A 21,006-nucleotide genomic window follows, 5' to 3' on the forward strand; every position below is an offset into this window, starting at 1 on the left:
GGGTCACGCAGACGTCCGAGGAGGAACCCTGATGGCCACCGGGAAGCGGAAGGCGGCGGCGAACCCGCTCACCGCGAGGAAGGGACCGTCGCAGTTCACGGTGATCGCGCTGGTCGTCGTGGTCGCCTTCGCCGCGCTCGTCGGCGCCGGCGTCTACTGGAAGAGTTCCGGTGGTGGCGTCGCCGTCCCGGCGAACGCGACCGCGCAGGGCGTGACCGTCGGCAACGAGGCGGCCCCGAAGACGCTCGACGTCTATCTCGACTTCCAGTGCCCGATCTGCAAGCAGTTCGAGGCGCAGGCCGGACAGACCCTCGACCAGCTCGTGTCCTCCGGCCAGGCGAAGATCGTCTACCACCCGATCGCGATCCTGGACCGGGCCTCGTCGACCCGGTACTCGACCCGTGCGGGGGCCGCGGCCGGGTGCGCGGCCGAGGCCGGGGTGTTCCCGCAGTTCGAGAAGGAGCTCTACGACAACCAGCCCGCCGAGGGCGGCGCCGGGCTGCCGGACGAGCAGCTGGTCGCGCTCGGACAGAAGGCCGGCGCGGGCGGCGACTTCGCCCGGTGCGTCGACGACCAGCGCTACGCGCCGTGGGTCGCCCAGATCACCCAGCAGGCGCTGCGCGACGGGGTGTCCGGTACCCCGACGGTCAAGGTCGACGGCACCCAGGTCGACGCGACCCCGCAGGCCGTCGCGCAGGCGGTCGCCGCGGGCTGAGGCCCCGGTCGGCGGCGCGGTCAGCCGGTCGCGCCGCCGGACCGCCACGCGGCCACGGCCGCGGTCACCTCGTGCCCGCGGGAGTGCGTGAGGTCGCGGTCCCGGTACGTCGAGCGGACCCGGTGGGCGACGACCGCGGCCAGGCCGTCCAGGTAGCCGCGCCCGCCCTCGTCGAGGGCGCGCCGCTCGTCGTCGTCGAGCTCCAGGAGCACCGAGTACCCGACCGGGCCGTGCGAGCAGTTCACGTCCAGGTAGGTCCCGGCGCCGTCGCGCAGCAGGAACCAGGCGCGCGGCTCGTGGTCGACGACCTGCATCACGACACCCTCCTCCGGTCCGGACTCCCGTCGCCGGGCGGTCCACCCGGCCGGGGCGACCCGGCCCGTCCCGCTCCGACGTCCACCTGCGCCGACGACCGGTGGCCTGCCGTCGGGTTCCGCCGACCGGTCAGCCGGGACGCCGGAGCGGGCAGTCCGGCCGGGACAGCTCGTGAGGACCGGTCGGCGCTCCTCCCGGCGGTGCCGGCGTTCACGGGCGACCCGCTTCCACTGGCGTCGCTGGTTCTCGGTGTCCAGCGACATCCCGATGAGCACGGCGAACCAGAGGAGGGCGAGGACTCCGCCGAGGAGGACCAGCGAGGTGGTCATGGTGTGCCACCCCCGCTCCGGTGCGGCGGGGTGGGGATCTCGGAGCCGTGCGTGGTGCCGTCATGGTCGTGCATGGCGCACCCCCTCCAGCGGTGGTGACCGCTGTCCAGGACCTGGGAACCGAGTATGCGGCGCGAACGGCCATGTGCACCAGATGGAAATGCAAGACTTCGTCTGCAATTGCAGAACGACTACGGTGGTCCGGAGCCAGGCTCGACACGCTCGTGATCATGAGGAGGTCGGGGATGACCGTGACACACGGCCCCGTCGTCATCCGCCGCCGTCTGGGCTGGGCCCTCAAACAACTACGGGTGCGACGGAAGAAGCAGCTGGGCGACATCGCGAAGCTCCTGGAGATGTCGGCATCGAAGCTCTCGCGCATCGAGACGGGCCAGGTGGAGCCCAAGTACCGCGATGTCCGGGACCTGCTGGAGATCTACGACGCCTCACCGGAATCCCGGGAACAGCTCCTGGCCTGGGCGACCGACGCGAAATCACCCGGATGGTGGCAACCGTTCAACTCGACCGTCGCCGTCGCCGACCTCGACATGTTCATCTCGCTCGAGTCCGAGTCGGCCACCGAGCTGATGTTCAGTACGCCGATCACGGGCCTGCTCCAGACCGAGGCCTACGCGCGGGACATCCTGTCCGACGCGTTCCCCGCGGCATCGGCGGCCGAGCTCGACAGGCTGGTCGAGATCCGGATCGGCCGGCAGGCAGTGGTGGACCCCGCCCGCCGGGACGCACCACCCCTCACCCTGCACGCCGTCATGGACGAGAGTGCGCTGCACCGAGGGCGCGATCGTGCTGTCCTCCGCGAGCAGGTACGACACGTCCTGGAGCGGTCCGAGCAACCGAACATCGAGGTCCAGATCGTGCCGTTCACCGCCGGGTACACGCGAGCGGTGAGCACTTTCGCGATCTTCGAGCCTCGCGAGACCACATCGGACTGGACCGTGGTCAACGTGGAGAGCACCGGCCACGACGCCTACTTCGACACGCCGGTCGAGGTGGACACGTACCGATCGATCTGGTCGGACGTACTGCGGGGAGCGCTGTCCCCCCGGGCGAGCCGCGACCACCTCGCAGCCATCGCGGGCTGAAACCTCAGGGATGCAGGACCTGCGAGTCGAACTCCCCCGCCTTGACGCCGGCCACGAAGGCATCCCACTCCGCCGGCGTGAAGGCGATCGGCGTGGCGGCGGTGTCCAGCGTGGAGGCGACCTCGACGCGCCCGTCGGCACTCCGCGCCACGGCGACACAGCCGCCGTCGAGGCAGAACGAGCTGGTTCGGAAGCGACTGGGCAGCGACACGACACTCTCGATTCGTCCGGTCCCACGACCCGCCGGGCATCCACACGGGTCGGATTCGCGCCGAGGCTAGTGGGTGGTGCATCGCACGTTCCACGCACCCCGGAGACCCGATCGGGCGGATCCCACGTCCGGTGACGCGACGACGTCGCACCACCCGCTGCGGAGCCCGGACCGATCGCTGCTCCGCCGCGGTCCCGGCAGGTCCCGACACGTGCGGGACCCGCGGACGGCGCTGGCCCGTCAGCGCCGTCCCGTCAGCGCCGTCCCGTCAGCCCTGGGCGGCGATCTCACCCGGCGTCGTCACGACCCGGTTCTCCGCCCGCCGGATCAGCACGATGCCCCCGAGGATCAGCACCCCACCGGCGACCTGGACCAGGGTCGGCACCTGGGCGATCAGCACCCAGGCCGCGAGCACCCCGAACATCACCTCGGACAGCCCCACGAACGACGCGATGCGGGTATCGAGACGCCGGATCGCGATGATCCCCGTGAGGTACGGAAGGGCCGTCGCGAGCACGACGAGCATCCCGAGCAGCACCGGCCAGGGCACGTCGACGCCCGCCAGCCGGCCGCTGGACTCCCCCACCCGCCAGGGCGTGATGCCGAGCAGCCCGGTCACGGTGAGCGTCACGGCGCCGACCAGCATCGCACCGGAGATCATCAGCAACGGCGGGACGCCGCCCTCGTCACCGCCGCCGGGCAGCAGGAAGTAGACGCAGACACAGACCCCCGCACCCAGGCCCCACAGGATTCCCGTCAGGTCGACGGCCCGGCTCCCGAACGGGTCGACGACCAGCACGAGTCCGGCCAGCGAGACCAGGCAGCCGGCGAGCGTCACCGCGGCCGGGGTGCGCCGGGTACGCACCCAGGTCCAGCCGACGAGCAGGACGGGGGCGAGGAACTCCAGCAGCAGGGCGACGCCCACCGACAGGTGCTGCAGCGCCTGGAAGAAGCACAGCTGCACACCGGCGACGGCGGCCAGGCCGTAGAGCAGGACCTTGCGGGCGTTCGGCGCGCTGAGCGGGTACCGGCGGAGCATCACGACCGTCACCGGGAGCAGCAGGACGGCGGCGCCCGCGATCCGCAGCAGGGTCGTCAGCCCGGGTGACCAGCCCGCCTCCAGGAACGCCGCACCGAGCGGTCCGGAGAAGCCGTAGGCGGCGGCCGAGACCAGCGCCCACACCAGCCCGCGGACCATGTGATCCCGTGTCACGACCGAAGCACCCATAGACTGCTGACAGTAGGAACCGACCATGTCAGGGGTCAACATGGAATTCGCCCATGACACCCAGGTGCTGCTCGCGGCGGCCGCGGCGCTGGTGAACACCCGCCGGGCCGAGCCGGACCCGCTCGACGACGTGCCCGGCTTCGCCGGGTGGCTGGCCGGGCAGCCGTACTCCGGGCGCCGGTCCGGCTCCGACGACGAGCGCCGGGCGGTCCGCGCGCTGCGGGAACGGCTGGCCGGGCTCTGGCCCGCCCCCGACGGCGACGGTCCGGACCGCGACGGCACCGTCGCGCTCGTCAACACCCTCCTCGCCGAGACCGACGCCCGTCCGCACCTGGCGCGCCACGACGGCTGGGACTGGCACCTGCACGTCACCCCGCAGGACGCGCCGCTGGCGGACCGGATGGGCGCGGAGATCGCGATGTCGGTCGTCGACCTGGTGCGCGGCGACGACCTGTCCCGGCTGCGCCGCTGCGCTGCCGACGACTGCGACGCCGTGCTCGTCGACCTGTCCCGCAACCGGTCCAAGCGGTTCTGCGACACCGGCAACTGCGCGAACCGGGCGCACGTCGCCGCCTACCGCGCCCGCCGCGCCACCCGCACGTCGTAACGCCCCCGCCCTCGCACGAGCGGGCCGTTCGTACGAAAGGTTCGTACGAACAGCCCGCTCGTGCGACCGGGAGGGGCGAGGGCGAGGGGGGCGAGGAGGGGTGAGGGGGCGGGCGAGTCAGGTCAGGGGCGCCAGGTGCTCGGCGAGCAGGGCGTTCACCTCGTCGGGACGCTCGTAGTTCAGCAGGTGCGCCGAGTCGGGGACCTCGGCGTAGCGGGCACCGGGGATCGCGTCGGCGATCTCGTGCAGCGACGACGGCGGCGTCGCCGGGTCGTCCGCCCCCGCCACGACGAGGGCCGGCACCGACACCGTGCCCAGCTCGGCGCGGATGTCGAAGGCGCCGATGGCGGTGCAGCAGGCCGCGTAGCTCTCGTCGTCGGTGGCGCGCAGCATGTCCAGCAGCCGCTGCTCACCGGCCGGGTCGCGCTGCGCCCAGGTCTCGACGTACCAGGTCCCGGGCCGGGAGCCGACCATCGCGGCCGTGCCGTCGGCCCGCACGGTCGCCGCGCGCTGCGGCCACGAGTCCGGGTTCGGGAAGCGCGCCGCCGTCGCCAGGACCGCGATGCTGCGCACCCGCTCCCCACCGTGCACGCCGAGCCACTGGCCGATCGCCCCGCCGATCGAGACGCCGGCGTAGTGGAAGTCCCCGATCCCGGCGGCGTCGGCGGCGGCGAGCGCGCCTCGGCCGAGCTCGGAGATCGTGAGGTCACCGGTGGCCGGCGCCGAGTCGCCGTGGCCGGGCAGGTCGAACCGGACGCAGCGGAAGCGGTCGGACAGGGCCGCCACCTGGGCGTCGAACAGGTGCAGGTCGGTCCCCAGCGACGGGCCGAACAGCACGGCCGGTGCGTCGGCCGGACCGTCCACGACGTGGTGCAGATCGAGTGCCATGCGCCCATCCTGCACCGGCTGCGGATCGGGGCCGGGATTCGTAGGGTCACCGGGTGGGACGTGCGTCACCGGAGCCGCAGCAGAGAGGACCGTCCATGGCCGAGCTCGAGACCTTCAGGATGCTGATCGGCGGGGAGCCGGTGGACGCGGCGTCCGGCCGGACCTTCGAGACGCAGAACCCGTTCACCGGCCGGGCCTGGGCGACGGTGCCGGACTGCGGCCCCGACGACGTCGACGCCGCCGTCGCCGCCGCCCGCACCGCGCTCGACGGCGAGTGGGGCGCGATGACCCCGTTCGCCCGCGCCGCCTGCCTGCGCCGGCTGGGCGACCTGATCACCGAGAACGCCGAGGCCCTGGCCCGGACCGAGGTCGACGACTCCGGGAAGCTGTACCGGGAGATGATCGGCCAGCTCAACGGGCTCGGCGGCTGGTACCACTACTACGCCGGGATCGCCCCGACCATCGAGGGCCGCCAGATCCCGGCACCGAACCCGAACTACCTGGTCTACACGCGCAAGGAGCCGGTCGGCGTCGTCGCGGCGATCACGCCGTGGAACTCGCCGCTGCTGCTGATGACCTGGAAGGTCGCGCCCGCGCTGGCCGCGGGCTGCACGATCGTCGTGAAGCCGTCGGAGCACTCGCCCGCCTCGACGCTGAAGTGGGCCGAGCTGATCGAGCAGGCCGGGATCCCGGCCGGGGTGGTCAACGTCGTCAGCACGAACGACCGGGACACCGCCGCGCACCTGGCCGGGCACCCGGGCGTCGACAAGGTCGCGTTCACCGGCTCCACCGCGACCGGTCGGTCGATCGCGAAGGCGGCCGCTGCGAACCTGAACAAGGTCACCCTGGAGCTGGGCGGCAAGTCCCCGCAGGTCGTCTTCCCCGACGCCGACCTGGAATCGGCCGCGAACGGGATCATCGCCGGCGTGTTCGCCGCGACCGGCCAGACCTGCATGGCGGGGTCGCGGCTGATCGTGCACGCCGACGTCCACGACGAGCTCGTCCGGCTCATCGCCGAGCGCGCGGCGACGATCACGCTCGGCGACCCGAACGCCGAGGACACCGAGATGGGCCCCGTCGCGAACGGGCCGCAGTACGAGAAGGTCCTCGGCTACCTGGAGACGGCGAAGGCCGAGGGCAACACCGTCGCCCACGGCGGGGCCGCGGAGTCCGGCCTCGGCGGCTACTTCGTGCAGCCCACGGTGATCACCGGGGTGACCCCGGAGTCCACCGTGTACCGGGAGGAGGTGTTCGGCCCGGTGCTCGCGGCGCTGACCTTCACCGACGAGGACGAGGCCGTGACGCTCGCCAACGACACCCCGTACGGCCTGGCCGGTGCGGTGTGGACCAAGGACGTGCACCGCGCACACCGCGTCGCCGGGCGGATCAGGGCGGGCACGGTGTGGATCAACGCCTACCGGGTCGTCGCGCCGAGCGTCCCGTTCGGTGGGTTCGGGCAGTCCGGGCTCGGCCGGGAGAACGGCGTCGCGGCCGTCGAGGAGTACCTGGAGAACAAGTCGGTGTGGGTGGAGCTGTCCGGCGGCACCCGCGACCCGTTCACCCTCGGCTGAGGCGGTCGGGGTCCGGGGTCTCCTCCCAGCCGAGCCGATCGGTCCAGCTCTCGCCCCGCTCCGCGCGCCGTGGGGCGGGGACGCGGGCGGCCGGGGTGTCGGTACGGGTCTCGGACGTGTCCACGGGGGCCTTCCGTCGGCGGTGTGCACCACCGTGCCCGGGGTCGAGGTCCCGGGCACGGCGGTCCTCCGGCACCGCGGCCAGGACGCGCGGGTCCGGCGACGGGGAGCGTCGCCGGATCCGGCGGCATGTCGCGCGGCGCGGAAGTCGGGGGAGCGACCACGGAACCGGTGCGGACCGCACGTTACGGACCGGTGGGCGCCGCTTCTCCCGAGCTGAGACCCCGACCGGTGGACGGACCGGCGAACGCGACGGGCGGGAATGCGTTCGGCCGTCCGGGCCAGCCGGGCCCCTCGTTCGCCCGCGGGGCTCTCAGCGGGCGGCCCGCTCTCCCGGGCGAACGTGCGGGCAGAGCTCCCGACCCCCGGCGAGCACGACACGGTGCGGGTCCGCGGGACCGGCCCCGGTCCCGCGGGGTGCCGGTCAGGCCGGCACGATCCGCCCACCCTCGACCCGCACCGGGCGCGAGGTGAGCGGGGCCGTCGCGGGGCCGTCGAGCGGGGCCCCGTCGGAGACGGCGAACAGGCTGCCGTGGCAGGGACAGGAGATCCCGGCCCGGGAGACCTGGTCGACGAGACAGCCCTGGTGCGGGCAGGTCGCGTCGAACGCCAGGACGGTGTCCGCGTCCGGGCGGGTCACGACGATCCTCTGTTCGGCGAAGACCCGGCCGCCGCCGACCGGGACGTCGTCGACGGCGGCGATGCCGGCCGGCGCCGCGGCGGCGCTGCTGCCCGGGGCGGCCGCCGACGGGGCGGGGGTCGTCGGCGCGGGCGCGGCGGGTGCCGTGTCGCGCGGGGTTCCGTAGGTGGCGCAGCCCGCGGCGCAGCAGGCCACGGCAGCACCGGCGCCGGCGAGGAGCCGGCGGCGCGGGATCGGGGACACGGGGGACCTCCGGGGACGGTGGGGCGGTCGGGGATCAGAACGACAGGCCGTGGCCGGCGAAGAACCACAGCGCCGAGGTCAGCCAGACCCCGGCGAGGACGGCGAGCAGTAGACCGCCCGCGACCGCGAGCAGCCATCCCGGAACGCCGGGGCGGCGCAGGAGCAGCATCTTCGTGACGAACGCGCCGTAGAACAGGCAGCCGAGCGCGGAGTGGAGCAGCGCCGACGTCGTCGCGCCGGACCAGCCGAACGCGTAGAGGCACTGCACGGCGACCGGCACGGTCACCAGCACCGCGGCCCGGCCCGACCAGCGGTGCGCGACCGCGGTGACCGGGTCGGCGTAGCCGCGCACCATCATCCGGCCGGTGACGCCCTGGACGACCGCGAGGACCAGGGCGGCCGAGCCGAGCCACGCCTTGGCCGCGGCGCCGCTGGAGAAGCCGGCGAGGTTGACCGCGACGCCGGTGCCGACGTGCTGGCGGGCCCAGACGCCGAGCGCGACCGCGACCAGCGACCCGACGACGACCGGGATCGCGACGACCCGCCACGACAGGCCCTCCGCCGGGACGGCGGCCTCGGAGCCCCGGTCGGTGTCCGGGCGGCGACGGGCGCGCGCCGGGTGGGGTGCCGTCGCACGGGACCGGCGACGGCCGGGGCCGCGCCGCTCGGGCCTGCGGCCCGGGGCGTCGTCCCCGTCGGCCCGGTCGCGGACGGCGGGGCGTGCGGGGCGCTCCCGGTACGCGGCGGCCGGGTCCTCGGCCGGGGTGCCGGTGCCGACGTCGGCACCGGCGTCGGCGGGGTCGCCCGTCCGGTCGTAGCGGCCGGGTTCGGCGTAGCCGGCCAGCGGTTCGTAGGAGTCGGGGTGACCGGCCGAGCCTGCCGGTCGGCCGTGACGGTCGGCGTCGTCGGACCGGTGCAGCCGGTCCGCACCGGCGCGCCGGGGGCCGCCGGGGGTGCTCCCGGCCCAGGCGGTGTCGTCGGCGCCGGCGGACCATCCGGACGGCGGGACGTCACCGGCGGCCCGGCGCGGGCGGCCGGGACGCGCGGCCCCGGCGTCCCGCGCCGGGCGGCGCGGCGTGGTGACCCCGTGGGCGCCCGAACCGCCGCCCGGGGGCGGGGTGAGCGGGCCGGTCGGGGTGAACAGATCCCTCGCCACGGCGGCACGGCGACGGTCGGCGGTGCCCGCCCACCGGTCCGCGCCGCCGTCGGGGTCGTGGTCGGGTGCCCACGACGGCTCCGGGACGGCGACCCAGCCGCCGCTGTGCTCGGGGCCGCGGGGGGCCGGATGTCCGCGGAGACCGGGGCGAACCCGACCGGGTCGGTGAGGTCGCGGTCCGCGTGCCGCGCGCGGGGGGACATCAGTACCCACCGCCGTAGCCGCTGCCGCCGGTGGACGGAGCCGGCGCCTCGGCGGGTGCGGGGGCCGGTGTCGCGGCCGGGGCCGGGTCGGACGCGTCGGTCCGGGCCGCGGTGAAGTCCCAGACCCTCCCGTCGGCGCGGGCGGTGCCGGTGGCGACGCCGTCGGCGACGGCGTACTCGACCTCCGCGCCGTCCTTCCCGGTCAGGCGGGTGGTGCCGCCGGGGGTTGGCAGGGCCCTTCGTCCAGGACTCGATGCCGCGGTTGTCGCAGACGTAGGCCGTCACGGCGCCGTCGGTGACCCGGATGTCGACGGTGACCTTCCCGTTCGTCGACCGGCCCTTGTAGACGACCGTGCCGGTCGCGGCCGGTGCCGGGGAGGCGGTCGGAGCGGGCGCCGCCGGGAGGGCGAGCGAGCCCGCGGCCTTTTCGACGGCGGCGGGGGCCGCCGCGGGCAGCGGTTGCGGTTCCGCGGTGAGCACGACGTTGGCCGTCGCGGCCCCGGCGGCGACCGCGCCGACGGCGACCATGGTCAGGAGGGGTCCGGAGAGTCGCACGTCAGCCCACCTCGATCCGGACCGAGTCGAACGCGGGCGTCTGGTCGGCCCGCTGCATCATCGGGGTGCGGTGCGACCCGTCGCCCGCCCACGACGAGCACTGCAGCTCCCCGGTCTGCTCGACCCCCGGCACGTCGATGGTGACGCTGTCCGGCCGCGCACCGCCGCCGCCGTCCTCGGTGGCCTCGAAGAACAGCGGGTCGGGCGCGGAGTCCGGGGCCTCGCCCGGATCGGGCAGGATCCGGCAGGCGGTGTGGAAGTGGCCGCGCTGGAGCCCCTCGCCGTCCAGCAGGGAGGCCTCCGCGTAGTAGCCGCCCTCGGCGGCCGGGAGGAACCGGTCGCGGACCAGGTTCCGCGTGCTGACGGTCAGGCGGAACGCCTCACCGGGCCGGACCGACGTCGGGGCCTGGGTGATCAGCAGCGACGGGCTGCGGTCGGCGTCGGCGACCTCGCCGAACGCGGTGGACACGCAACGGGGTGCCTTCTGGAAGCCGTCGTGGGCGGTGAGCCGGCTGCCGGAACAGTCGACGGCCAGGATGTCGAGCGCCGACGGCGCGCCGCCGGAACCCTGCCCGCCGGAACCCTGCCCGCCGGCCCCCTGCCCGCCGGAACCCTTGCCCCCGGAGCCCTGTCCGTCGGAGTCCGTCCCGCCGGGATCCTCCGCCGGAGAGTCGTCGCCGGACCCGGAGCCGCCGGACCCCGAGCCCGACCCCGATCCGGAGCCCGGGTCCGAGCCCGACCCGGAGCCCGAGCCGCCGGATCCCGTGTGCCCGGAGTGGTCGTGTCCCCCGCCCCCGGACGAGAAGGACCCCCCGCTCCCGGAGGACGAGCCGCCCGGGGCGGACTCCCCGGCGGACGCGACGTTCGACGGCCGGCCGCCCCGGTCGGCCGAGGCGGCCCCGGCGGCGTAGGCGGCGGGCCCGGCGACGAGCAGGCCCAGGGCGAGCGCGGTGACCGCGATCGTCCTGCTGCGGCTGGTGGTGGATCTCATCGGTATCGGCTCCTCGGGGCGGTGCGGTGCGCTCCGGTGGTGCGGGAGGGCGGCGCTCCGGTGTCGGTGTCCTGATCGAGGTCGTGGGGTGTGGCGTCGACGGGGTCGGGCTCGGGATCGGGCCGCGGCCGGACGGGTGGCACGTGGGCCAGCTCCTCCCAGGGGTCGGGCGGGCCGACCGGCAGGGCCCGCCGGGCGCCGTCGCCGGGACGACGCGGGGCGGGGACGAGCGCGGCCGCCGGACCGGGGGCGGGGCGGCCGCGCCGGTGCAGCGTCATGAGCAGCCCGCCCGCCGCGAGCAGGGCGACCCCGACCACCAGCGCCGGGACGACGACGTCGGACGCAGTGCGGGTCCCGGCCGGCACCGGGTCGGGCGGGGCGGGCAGCGCCGCGTAGTCGACGAGGCCGGTCGACTCGAGGTAGCCGATGTGCCGGGTGACGTACACCGATGCCTCGTTCGCGAACTGCCGCATGAGCTCGTTGCGGGTGCCGACCTTGACGTCGGTGATCACCGGCAGGACCGAGCCGTGCGCGGCCCGCAGGATCTGCACGAACTGGCGGTCGTAGTCGGTCCCGGTACGGGCGGTCAGGTCGTTCATCCAGCCGATCTGCTGGTCGTTGGGCCTGCTGGGCAGCAGCACACCGAGCTGCTCGGCGGTGGAGCGGACCAGCTCGTCGAGGTCGTGGTGCTCGACGCCGAGCTTGCGGGCGACCTCGCGGACGGCGGGCGCGGTGGCCTGCTGCTCGCCCTGCTGCCCGGTCGGGGCCTCCCACAGTCCGGCGAGGCGCACCTTCTGCAGCAGGTCGCGGTCGGCGGGGCCGAGCGGGCCCCACCGGGTCTGCGTCCACCCCTCCTGCTGGTCGGTGGCGGCCGAGGTGGCCACCCAGTACTGCGCGAGCACGACGGCGACGACGGCGGCCAGCGCGGCGAGCACCGACCAGCGGAGCGGGCCGGGGATCCGGCGGGACATGGGTTCTCCTCCCCTTCTCAGACCTGGGCGAACTGCTCGGTGTGCACCCGGTCGTCCGGGACACCGAGCGCGGTGAGGGTGGCGAGGACGTCGCCGACGAGCTGCGGCCGGCCGCAGACGAAGTAGTCGAGCCGGCGGGCCGGGTCGTCGAGGTCGGTCAGTACGGCGGCGAGCAGTGCGGTGTCGATCGGCCCGGTCGCCCCGGACCAGTCCGCCGACGGACGGCGCAGCACCTCCGTCACCTGCAGGTCGACCAGCGTGCGCAGGTGCGCGAGCTCGGCCCGGAACAGCAGGTCGGCGCGGTCGCGGGCGTGCACCACCAGCCGGTACGGCCGCCGGTCGCCGCGGTCGGCGGCGGTGCGCAGCATGCTCATCATCGGGGTGATGCCGACCCCGCCGGCGATCAGCACGAGACCGGTCGAGGGCACCGAGTCCGGGGTGAACGAGCCGTACGGGCCGTCCACCCAGACCGGGTCGCCGCGGCGCAGCTCGCGCAGCCGTCCGGCGAAGTCGCCGGTGTGCCGGACGGTGAACTCGACCCGGCCGCGGTCGGACGCCGACGAGGCGATCGTGAACGGGTGTTCCTCCACCGACATCCGCTCCAGCCGCAGCCAGGCGAACTGGCCGGGCCGGAACCACGGTCCGGCGTGCCGCCCCGGCCGGGCCAGGACGAGCGTCGACACGGTGGGGCTCTCCGGACGCACGACGTGCACCCGGAACTCGCCGGTCGCGGCGCGGGCGCCCCAGCGGAGCACCAGCACCGCGACCAGGGCCAGACCGAGCCCACCCAGCACCGGCCCCATGACGGCGTCGGTCACCAGGTTGTTCAGCCACAGCACGTGCAGCGACGACGCGCCGACCACGACCGCGGCCAGGCTCAGGTGCAGCCAGCGCCACACCTCGTGCGAGCCGGACCGCACGCCGCGCAGGGCGAGCACCAGCAGCACGACGACCGCGAGGGTCGCGAGGGTCGCCGCCTGCCCACGGGCCGGTGCCGCGAGCGGCACGAGCAGCCCGACGCGTTCCGGGTGGTCGGCCACGACGCAGGCCAGGTGCAGGGCGACGAGCACCCCGGCGAGCACCCCGAGCCTGCGGTGCAGGCCGAGCAGGGTCTCCAGGCCGAGTGCGCCGGAGAGCCCGCGCACCCGGGACGGCAGCACCGCGACGATGACCATCGCCGACAGCGCGAGCAGTCCGGTGAGCACCGAGAGCTGGTGCAGCAGTGGCTGCGGTCCGGAACGGAGCATCCAGATCAGCGACGGGCCGACGAGGACCGCGACCAGCACGGATCCCCACACCGTGCGGGCGCGGCGATGCGCCAGCCAGGCGTCGGCGGGCGGCGGGGAGTCCCGCCGCAGGGGTGCGGTGACCGGATGCGGAACCGGGCGGGTCACCGGTCCCCGGGCACACGCCCGGCCGGTGCAGGTGCCCGCGGTGCACGCGGGTGGGGGGTGTGGGGGCCGCGGACCGCCGCGGACCGGCCTCGGGCCGGTCGCGGGTGCGACGCTACGGTCGGGCGGACGCCGGGGGCGCGTCCGCGCAGGACGGGGCGGGTCATCGGATCACTCCGGTTCGTGGAGCCGGCCGGGCGGGGAGCCCCGGCCACCGCCGCAGCGTCCGAGGGGGAGCGGGCCGCGGTGCGGTGACACGAACATAGGAATCCCACCGGGGCGGGGTTGCGTTCCTGAGAGCGCCCACCGCCGTCCGGTCGTCGCCGTCCGGCGGGCGGGGTCCGGTCGCTCCGGTCGGAGTACGGGCGTGCGACCAACCGGCCCGGCGACTCTCAGGAACACCGCGTGCACCGTGGGCGACCACCGCTGGTCCCGCCCGGTCGTCCTCCGGCGGCGCGGGCGCGCACGCCCGGCGGCCCGGAACCGGTTCCCCCGGGCGCTGTGGACGCCGGCGGTCCCGCTCCGGAGTCCGGGGCGGATCGGCCGGTGGTCGGCCGGGAGCTGCGACCCGGCGGCCGCGGGCCTGCTCGGAGAACCACGACGGCCGCGCCCGCCCACCACGGGACGGACGCGGCCGGTGGAGGAACCGTCAGGCGGAGACGCGCTCCGCCGCCCGGACGCCCTCGGCGAGCTCGCGGGCGAGCGTCTCGACCGCGGACGGCCCGCCGGACTCCAGGGCCTGCACGAACGCGGTCCCGACGATGACGCCGTCGGCGTAGGAGGCGACGTCGGCCGCCTGCTCTGCGGTCCGCACCCCCAGCCCGACGCACACCGGGAGGGTCGCGACCTCCCGGGCACGGGTGACCAGGTCACGGGCCTCGACCCCGACCGAGCGGACGCCGGTGACGCCCATCAGCGACGCGGCGTAGAGGAAGCCGCGGCTCGCGCCGACGGTCATTCGCATCCGCTCGGGGGTGGTGGTCTGGGCGACCAGGAAGACCCGGTCCAGGTCGTGCTTCTCCGACGCGGCGAGCCACTCGTCGCAGTCGTCGGGGAGCAGATCGGGCGTGATCAGACCGGAGCCGCCCGCCGCGGCGAGGTCGGCGGCGAACCGCTCGATGCCGTAGCGGTCGATGAGGTTCCAGTAGGTCATGACCAGCGCCGGGGCACCGGCCTCGACGACCCCGCGGACGGCGGTGAACGCGTCCCGGGAGCGCGCGCCGTTGTCCAGCGCCTGCTGGGTGGCACGCTGGATGACCGGGCCGTCCATCAGCGGGTCGGAGTAGGGCAGTCCCACCTCGACGACGTCGACGCCACCCGCCACCATCGCCCGCATCGCCTCGACCGAGCCCTCGACGGTCGGGTAGCCGACCGGCAGGTACCCGACCAGTGCGGCCCGGCCCTCGGCCCGGACCGCCTCGATCCGCTGCGCCACGCTGGCCATCAGACCGCTCCGTCCGTCACGGCGTTGCCCTCGTCGTCGATCAGCTGGAAGTACTTCGCCGCGGTGTCCACGTCCTTGTCGCCACGACCGGACAGGTTCACCAGCACGACCTTGCCCTCGCCCAGGCGCTTCGCCTCGCGCAGCGCACCGGCCAGCGCGTGCGCGCTCTCGATGGCCGGGATGATGCCCTCGGTGCGGCACAGGAGGCGGAAGGCCTCCATCGCCTCGGCGTCGGTGACCGACTCGTAGCGGGCGCGCCGGAGGTCGTGCAGCCAGGAGTGCTCCGGGCCGACACCCGGGTAGTCCAGACCGGCCGAGATGGAGTGCGAGTCGCGGGTCTGGCCGTCCTCGTCCTGGAGGATGAAGCTGCGCGACCCGTGCAGGACGCCGACGTCGCCGCCGCCGATCGACGACGCGTGCCGCGGGGCGTCGACGCCGTCGCCCCCTGCCTCGAAGCCGACGAGCTCGACGGAGGTGTCGTCCAGGAACGCGTGGAAGATGCCCATCGCGTTCGAGCCCCCGCCGACGCAGGCGCAGACCAGGTCGGGCAGGGCGCCGGTGAGGTCCTGGACCTGCTGCCGGGCCTCGACGCCGATGATCCGCTGGAAGTCGCGCACCATCGCCGGGAACGGGTGCGGACCGGCGACCGAGCCGATGAGGTAGTGCGTGTCGGCCACGTTGGTGACCCAGTCGCGCATGGCCTCGTTCATCGCGTCCTTGAGAGTCCGCGTGCCCGAGGTGACCGGGCGGACCTCGGCGCCGAGCATGCGCATCCGGGCGACGTTGAGCGCCTGGCGCTCGGTGTCGACCTCGCCCATGTAGACGACGCACTCCAGCCCCATCAGGGCCGCGGCCGTGGCCGAGGCGACGCCGTGCTGCCCGGCTCCGGTCTCCGCGATGACCCGGGTCTTGCCCATGCGCTTGGTGAGCAGCGCCTGACCCAGCACATTGTTGATCTTGTGCGAGCCGGTGTGGTTCAGGTCCTCGCGCTTGAGCAGGATGCGCGCGCCGCCGGCGTGCGCGGCGAACCGCGGCGCCTCGGTGACCAGGCTCGGGCGGCCCGAGTAGGTGCGGTGCAGCTCGGCGAGCTCGGCCTGGAAGGCCTCGTCGGTCATCGCTGAGTGGTAGGCCTGCTCGAGCTCGTCCAGCGCGGCGACCAGCGCCTCCGGGACGTAGCGGCCGCCGAAGCGGCCGAAGTACGGGCCGGTCTGGTCGACCAGCCGCGCCGTGTCCCCGGCCGGGGGAAGGGCGGTGTCGGTCACGAGTACTCCCTGACGGATCGAGGACCCCGATCTCGGGCCGCCGCCGGGCGGGGATGCGCCGGGAGATCGGGCGGTCACGACGGTACACCGGGCCCACGGCACCGGACCCGGCACCGGGGGCTCTCATATATCAGCGCCCCGGTGCCGGGGGCGGGCCTCAGACGAAGCGCGGGCGCCCCGCGACCCAGCCCAGCACCATCTCGACGACGATCACCCCGCCGAGCAGCACCAGCGACGGCGTCCAGGAACCGGTGACACCGTGCAGGATCCCGAACAGGAACGGCCCGGCCGCACCGATCAGGTAGCCGAAGCCCTGCGCCATCGCCGACAGGTCGGTGGTCTCGGCGGCCTCCCGGGTGCGCAGCGCGATGACGCCGAGGCCGAGCGGGAACACCGCCATCCCGGTGCCCAGCAGGACCGTCCACAGCCACGGTGCGGCGGCCGGGGCGATCGCGAGCCCGGTGACGGCGACCAGCGAGCAGCAGGCGAGCCCCACGATCCAGCCCGACTGCGAGGGCCGGTTCAGCGCGATCGGCGGGATGACGAAGGCCAGCGGGATCCCGATCAGGTTGATCAGGGCGAGCATCAGGCCGGCGTCGGTGCGGGTGACCCCGACCGACACGAACAGCTCCGAGAGCCAGCCCATCGCGACGTAGGCGACGCAGGCCTGCAGCCCGAAGAACGCGGTCACCGCCCAGGCCAGCGGGCGGCGCACCATCGGACGGCGCTCCCCCGCGTCCGCGGCGCGGACCACCGGCTCCGGCTCACCGTGCCGGGCGCCCGCGACCCACACGACCAGGGCGGCCAGGGAGAGCAGCGCCCACGCCCCGACCGCGCCCCGCCAGCCGCCGAGCAGCGGCTCCAGCGGCGGGGTGAACGCGGCGCCGATCCCGCCGCCCGCGGCCAGCGCGGCGGTGTAGACGCCGGTGACCCGGCCGACGGCGTGCGGGAAGGACTGCTTCACCACGACCGGGATGAGCACGTTGCCGATCGCGATGCCCGCCGTGGCCACGAAGGTGCCGCCGAGCACGACCCAGGGGCCGTCGACGACGCGCAGCACGAGTCCGGCGGTGAGCACCGCCATCGCGAGGCCGATCGCGCGGGCCATGCCCAGACGGCGGGCCAGCAGCGGGGCGGCGATCGCGGCGAGACCGAAGCAGATGGTGGGGGCCGCGGTGAGCACGCTGGCCCAGACCGCCGAGGCGCCGAGACCGTCGCGGACCTCGCCGAGCACCGACGACATCGAGGTCACGGCCGGGCGCAGGTTCGACGCGGCGAGGGCGACACCGACCACGAGCAGTGGCGTCCCGACGAGGGCGCCCCGGCGCGACGGCCCCGTCCCCTCGGCCCGTCCGGTGGCGATGATCTCCTCCGCGCGTGTCTCCTGCTCAGCAATGCTCACGAAACGGTATTGTTACAGACGTAGGATGTTCGGATGGAAGGATGATCCGGTGCCTCTCGTCACAGCGCGCCGCGGTGGCCTGGTCGACCAGGTCATCGACCAGCTCCGTTCCGCCATCACCGGCGGGGAGTGGCCGGTCGGTGGACGGATCCCCCCCGAGTCGGAGCTGGCCGCCTCGCTCGAGGTCGGCCGCAACACCGTCCGCGAGGCCGTCCGCGCCCTCGCCCACGGCGGCCTGCTGGAGGTGCGCCAGGGCGACGGCACCTACGTGCGGGCCACCACCGAGCTGTCCGGTGCACTGCGCACGCTGTGCGGCCCGGAGCTGCGCGAGGTGCTGGAGGTCCGGCGCACCCTGGAGGTCGAGGCGGCCCGGATGGCGGCCGCCCGCCGGACCGACGCCGACGTCGCAGGCCTGCGGGCCGCACTGGCCGAGCGCGACCGGGCGGTCGCCGCCGTCGCCGAGCGCGGCCGGCGCGGGGAGCGGCCCGACGCCGCCGACCTGGAGCGCGCGGCCCGCGCGGACACCGACTTCCACGTCGCCGTCGTCCGGTGTGCGGGCAACAGCCTGCTGGTCGAGCTCTACCGGGGCGTGGTGGAGGCGGTCGCGGACAGCGTGAAGACCACGATGCCCGGCACCGCGGGCACCGAGGACGACATCTCGCACACCGGGATCGTCGAGGCCATCGCCGACGGCGACGTGGACCGCGCCGCCCGTGAGGCCGGGGACTTCCTGGACCGGCTCATCGCCGGTCGCCCGGCCGGGCCCGACCGGGCGACCGGGCCGGGGACCGGGCCCCGTCCCACCGACTGACCCGGCGGCCCCGGCCGTCCGGCCCGGGCCGCCCGTCGTCGGGCGGGGTCCGTCCGGCGAGCCGTGTCCGGCCGTCCGGCCGTCCGCCCGGCGCGACGGTCCCGAGCCGGTTAGCCTCCTGCGCCGGACCCGTCCCCGCCCCCGATCCGACCTCGAGGAGTGCTCCGGCGTGCTGAAGGGCTTCAAGGAATTCCTGCTGCGTGGCAACGTGATCGACCTGGCGGTCGCCGTCGTGATCGGTGCGGCGTTCACCGCCGTGGTCACCGCGTTCACGAAGGCGTTCCTGGAGCCGCTGCTGCGGCTGTTCTCCGGCGGCGAGAACGCCGTGCCCCCGGGCACGATCCCGCTGACCGACGAGGTGCAGCTCGACTACGCGAGCTTCCTCAACGCCGTCATCACCTTCCTGATCACCGCCGCGGTCATCTACTTCCTGGTCGTCTTCCCGATGAAGTGGCTGCAGGAGCGCCGCAAGCGTGACGCCGGGGACCCGGCCCTGGAGACCGACCTCGACCTCCTCAAGGAGATCCGCGACCTGCTCCGCGACCAGGCCGAGCGGGACCGCGAGCGGGCCGCCGCCCCGGCGCCCCGCCGGGCCGCCGACGGCGTACGCGCCGCCGATGCCGCCCGGCCCGCCGCCGGGCCGGCCGACGCCCCCGCCGCAGCCGCCGCCCGGCCCCGTCGAGGACGGCCACCCCGAGCCCTACCCGGACACCCCGCGGCGCTCCCGGCACCGCGGCTGAACGCTCACTCCGGGTCGTTGCGCGGCGGCCCACCGACCCGGTACGGCGTGGTCACCCCCTCGTACATGAGGTGCGCCACGAGCCCCTCGGACGGGTGCGTCAGGTTGTGGCAGTGGTCCATCCAGACCCCGGGGTTGTCGGCGACGAACGCGATCTCGTAGCTGTCGCCGTCGGCGACGTCGAGCGAGTCGACCCACCACGGGCTGCCCGTCGCCGGCACCCCGTTGCGGGACAGCACGACGGCGTGGTGCCCGTGCAGGTGCATCGGGTGGACCTCGCCGCCGGCGTTGGCGATGCGCATCCGGACCACGTCACCGGTGGCCACCATGAACATCGGCACGTCGGGCCACATGTGCCCGTTCACCGTCCACCACAGACCGGGCACGCCGTCGACGAAGCCGGGGCGACGGCCGATGTCGTAGTCGAAGCGGCGGTCCACGGCCACCGGGTCGAACCCGAGCGGCGCGGGCGTGCCGTAGCCGAGCGGGTCGAGCGTCCGGTCCGGGCGCGGTGCCGACGCCGGACCGGGACCGGCACCGAGGACGACCGCCGCGTTCCCGCCGATCTCCACCCGTGCGCCGCCGGGCGGCACCGCCACCTCCAGGTCCAGCCGCTCGCCCGCGGTGAGCAGCACCGACTCGCCCGTCACCGGCGACGGGTCGTGCACCTCGGTCCCGTCGATCGCGACCAGGCGGTACGGCGCCCCGGTCACCCACGCCGAGGTCGGCCCGTTGTCGGTGTTGACCATCCGCACCCGGACCCGGGTACCGGCCGCGACGGGGACCGCCAGCACGGCGCGACGGCCGTCGAGCAGCCGGACCCCGCCGTACAGGTGGGCCGCGGCGATCACGTCGGGACCCGCCGGGGCGGCCCGCGGCTCGACGACCAGCACCCCGTACAGACCGCGCTGCACCTGCTCGTTCGCGACCTGGTGGGAGTGGTACCAGTAGGTCCCGGCGTCGCGGGCGGTGAAGCGGTAGACGAACGCGCCACCCGGCCCGACGGCGTCCTGGGTGACGCCCGCGGTGCCGTCGTCGCCGTTCGGGACGTCGACACCGTGCCAGTGCAGCGTGACGCCGTCCGGTACGTCGGCGTTCACCAGCCGCACCTGCAGCACGTCCCCCTGGCGGATCCGGATCACCGGGCCGGGCGAGGTCCCGTTGAGGGTGTAGCCGTCGAGCGTGCGGCCCGAGGGCAGCCCGATCGCCTGCCTGCGGGCGGTGAGCGTCAGCGACACGGCGGGGGCGGCCGTCGAGGTCTCGCGCAGGGTGTCGACGCCCGCCCCGTGGTGGTCGTGCCTCTCCGGGGCCGGGGCGCCGCCACCGGTGTCGACGTGGCCCATGTCGGTCACCGCGTACGGGGTCGGCAGCAGGCTCCCCCACCACAGCCCGCCGATCGGGGCCAGCAGGGCGAGCGTCGCGAGCACCGCCACCAGCACCCGACGCCGACCGGACCGCGGCGGGGCGGGCGGGCCCGGCGGCGCGGGCGGCCCGTCGGACGGCCCGGGCGGCAGCTCCGCCTGCGGACCGAGCGGCCCACCGGGCTCCGGCGGTGCCGTGGGGGCGGGGCCGGGCGCCGTGGGAGCGGGGTCGGCGGAGATGGCGGCGGTCCCGGGCTCAGGCGACCGGCTCGCCGGCCGTCGCGGCGGCCCGGGACCGCGCACCGGCCCGCTGCCCGGCGACCACCGCGCAGGCGAACAGCGCGAGCGCGCAGAGCCCGTGCACCGCCCCGAGCCCGGTCACCGAGTGCCCGAGCACACCCAGCAGGACCTGGAGCACGACCAGCCCGACGACGGACCCCGCCCACCTCACCCCACCCGGCACGCGGGCGAAGAACGCGACCACCAGCAGCGCCAGCGCGAGCACCGGGACGACGATCTGCCCGTTGACGCCGTGCAGCGCGAGGCCGCCGACCCCGGCGAAGTCGGTCGTCTCGCTCTCCATCCCGGCCTTGTCGAGGACTCCGCCGCCCTCGATCCAGGTGGACAGGCCGAACACGGCGTAGGCGATCGCGGCGGCCTGGACCAGGACCTCCAGGGCGACGAGGAACGCGATCACTCGGTAGGCGGTAGGCACGGCGACCTCCGGCTCGTCCGGCGGACGGATGGACG

20 protein-coding genes and 1 pseudogene are annotated in these 21,006 nt (G+C 75.2%); 6 read left to right on the forward strand and 15 right to left on the reverse strand.

Annotation, left to right across the window (positions count from 1 at the left end):
* Positions 1-31: 31 nt before the first annotated feature.
* Positions 32-715 (forward strand): thioredoxin domain-containing protein, encoded by a 684-nt coding sequence (locus KPF47_RS04965; RefSeq protein WP_224387360.1) that lies wholly within the window; start codon positions 32-34, stop codon positions 713-715.
* A gap of 20 nt (positions 716-735) precedes the next feature.
* On the opposite strand, the gene KPF47_RS04970 is transcribed toward KPF47_RS04965, so the two are convergent.
* Positions 736-1,359: a hypothetical protein gene (locus KPF47_RS04970; RefSeq protein WP_224387361.1), complete on the reverse strand. Its 624-nt coding sequence runs from the start codon at positions 1,357-1,359 to the stop codon at positions 736-738.
* Positions 1,360-1,406: 47 nt separating this feature from the next.
* On the opposite strand from KPF47_RS04970, the gene KPF47_RS04975 reads away from it, so the two are divergent.
* Positions 1,407-2,462 (forward strand): helix-turn-helix transcriptional regulator, encoded by a 1,056-nt coding sequence (locus KPF47_RS04975; protein WP_224387362.1) that lies wholly within the window; start codon positions 1,407-1,409, stop codon positions 2,460-2,462.
* Between the two features lie 4 nt (positions 2,463-2,466).
* Here KPF47_RS04975 and KPF47_RS04980 read toward each other — a convergent pair whose 3' ends face one another.
* A complete protein-coding gene (locus KPF47_RS04980; RefSeq protein WP_224387363.1) occupies positions 2,467-2,673 on the reverse strand; it encodes a DUF397 domain-containing protein in 207 nt (68 codons plus the stop codon).
* Positions 2,674-2,941: 268 nt separating this feature from the next.
* Positions 2,942-3,886: a DMT family transporter gene (locus KPF47_RS04985; RefSeq protein WP_224387364.1), complete on the reverse strand. Its 945-nt coding sequence runs from the start codon at positions 3,884-3,886 to the stop codon at positions 2,942-2,944.
* Positions 3,887-3,941: 55 nt separating this feature from the next.
* Here KPF47_RS04985 and KPF47_RS04990 point away from each other — a divergent pair, with 55 nt between their 5' ends.
* Complete coding sequence (locus tag KPF47_RS04990) at positions 3,942-4,508, forward strand: CGNR zinc finger domain-containing protein (protein WP_224387365.1); 567 nt, start codon at positions 3,942-3,944, stop codon at positions 4,506-4,508.
* Between the two features lie 117 nt (positions 4,509-4,625).
* Here the strand turns inward: KPF47_RS04990 and pcaD are convergent, their stop codons facing one another.
* Positions 4,626-5,396 carry a 3-oxoadipate enol-lactonase gene (pcaD, locus tag KPF47_RS04995; protein ID WP_224387366.1) on the reverse strand — a complete coding sequence of 257 codons (771 nt, stop codon included), beginning with the start codon at positions 5,394-5,396 and terminating at the stop codon, positions 4,626-4,628.
* A 95-nt stretch (positions 5,397-5,491) separates the two neighbouring features.
* Here pcaD and KPF47_RS05000 point away from each other — a divergent pair, with 95 nt between their 5' ends.
* Positions 5,492-6,967 carry an aldehyde dehydrogenase gene (locus KPF47_RS05000; RefSeq protein ID WP_224387367.1) on the forward strand — a complete coding sequence of 492 codons (1,476 nt, stop codon included), beginning with the start codon at positions 5,492-5,494 and terminating at the stop codon, positions 6,965-6,967.
* On the opposite strand, the gene KPF47_RS05005 is transcribed toward KPF47_RS05000, so the two are convergent.
* The 9 genes from KPF47_RS05005 to KPF47_RS05045 all read right to left on the reverse strand — a co-directional run bounded on the left by KPF47_RS05005 (position 6,954) and on the right by KPF47_RS05045 (position 17,345).
* Positions 6,954-7,091 (reverse strand): hypothetical protein, encoded by a 138-nt coding sequence (locus KPF47_RS05005; protein WP_224387368.1) that lies wholly within the window; start codon positions 7,089-7,091, stop codon positions 6,954-6,956. The genes KPF47_RS05000 and KPF47_RS05005 overlap by 14 nt on opposite strands.
* Before the next feature lie 420 nt (positions 7,092-7,511).
* Positions 7,512-7,970, reverse strand: a complete 459-nt coding sequence (locus KPF47_RS39890) for a Rieske (2Fe-2S) protein (protein WP_224387369.1) — start codon at positions 7,968-7,970, stop codon at positions 7,512-7,514.
* A gap of 34 nt (positions 7,971-8,004) precedes the next feature.
* Positions 8,005-9,126 (reverse strand): DUF6529 family protein, encoded by a 1,122-nt coding sequence (locus KPF47_RS39895; protein WP_224387370.1) that lies wholly within the window; start codon positions 9,124-9,126, stop codon positions 8,005-8,007.
* 759 nt (positions 9,127-9,885) lie between these two features.
* Positions 9,886-10,875 carry a hypothetical protein gene (locus tag KPF47_RS05020; protein WP_224387371.1) on the reverse strand — a complete coding sequence of 330 codons (990 nt, stop codon included), beginning with the start codon at positions 10,873-10,875 and terminating at the stop codon, positions 9,886-9,888.
* Positions 10,872-11,846, reverse strand: coding sequence for a DUF4142 domain-containing protein (locus tag KPF47_RS05025; RefSeq protein ID WP_224387372.1), 975 nt, complete (start codon positions 11,844-11,846; stop codon positions 10,872-10,874). The genes KPF47_RS05020 and KPF47_RS05025 overlap by 4 nt, the downstream gene beginning before the upstream one ends.
* Before the next feature lie 17 nt (positions 11,847-11,863).
* Positions 11,864-13,240 (reverse strand): ferric reductase-like transmembrane domain-containing protein, encoded by a 1,377-nt coding sequence (locus KPF47_RS05030; RefSeq protein WP_224387373.1) that lies wholly within the window; start codon positions 13,238-13,240, stop codon positions 11,864-11,866.
* Positions 13,241-13,886: 646 nt separating this feature from the next.
* Positions 13,887-14,681: a tryptophan synthase subunit alpha gene (gene trpA / locus KPF47_RS05035; protein ID WP_224387374.1), complete on the reverse strand. Its 795-nt coding sequence runs from the start codon at positions 14,679-14,681 to the stop codon at positions 13,887-13,889.
* Positions 14,681-15,943: a tryptophan synthase subunit beta gene (gene trpB, locus KPF47_RS05040; RefSeq protein WP_224387375.1), complete on the reverse strand. Its 1,263-nt coding sequence runs from the start codon at positions 15,941-15,943 to the stop codon at positions 14,681-14,683. Before trpB ends, trpA begins: the two co-directional genes overlap by 1 nt.
* Positions 15,944-16,100: 157 nt before the next feature.
* Complete coding sequence (locus KPF47_RS05045; protein ID WP_308015325.1) at positions 16,101-17,345, reverse strand: MFS transporter; 1,245 nt, start codon at positions 17,343-17,345, stop codon at positions 16,101-16,103.
* A 49-nt stretch (positions 17,346-17,394) separates the two neighbouring features.
* Between KPF47_RS05045 and KPF47_RS05050 the strand changes: the two genes are divergently transcribed.
* Positions 17,395-18,156, forward strand: a complete 762-nt coding sequence (locus tag KPF47_RS05050; protein ID WP_224387376.1) for a FadR/GntR family transcriptional regulator — start codon at positions 17,395-17,397, stop codon at positions 18,154-18,156.
* A gap of 169 nt (positions 18,157-18,325) precedes the next feature.
* A pseudogene (mscL, locus tag KPF47_RS05055) lies at positions 18,326-18,697 on the forward strand (large conductance mechanosensitive channel protein MscL); the annotation flags it as partial.
* Positions 18,698-18,900: 203 nt separating this feature from the next.
* Here the strand turns inward: mscL and KPF47_RS05060 are convergent.
* Positions 18,901-20,559, reverse strand: a complete 1,659-nt coding sequence (locus KPF47_RS05060; protein ID WP_224387377.1) for a multicopper oxidase family protein — start codon at positions 20,557-20,559, stop codon at positions 18,901-18,903.
* Positions 20,513-20,971 carry a DUF6220 domain-containing protein gene (locus tag KPF47_RS05065; RefSeq protein ID WP_224387378.1) on the reverse strand — a complete coding sequence of 153 codons (459 nt, stop codon included), beginning with the start codon at positions 20,969-20,971 and terminating at the stop codon, positions 20,513-20,515. Before KPF47_RS05065 ends, KPF47_RS05060 begins: the two co-directional genes overlap by 47 nt.
* Between the last annotated feature and the right edge of the window lie 35 nt (positions 20,972-21,006).

Source organism: Pseudonocardia sp. ICBG1293, from assembly GCF_020131355.1.
Classification (GTDB): domain Bacteria; phylum Actinomycetota; class Actinomycetes; order Mycobacteriales; family Pseudonocardiaceae; genus Pseudonocardia.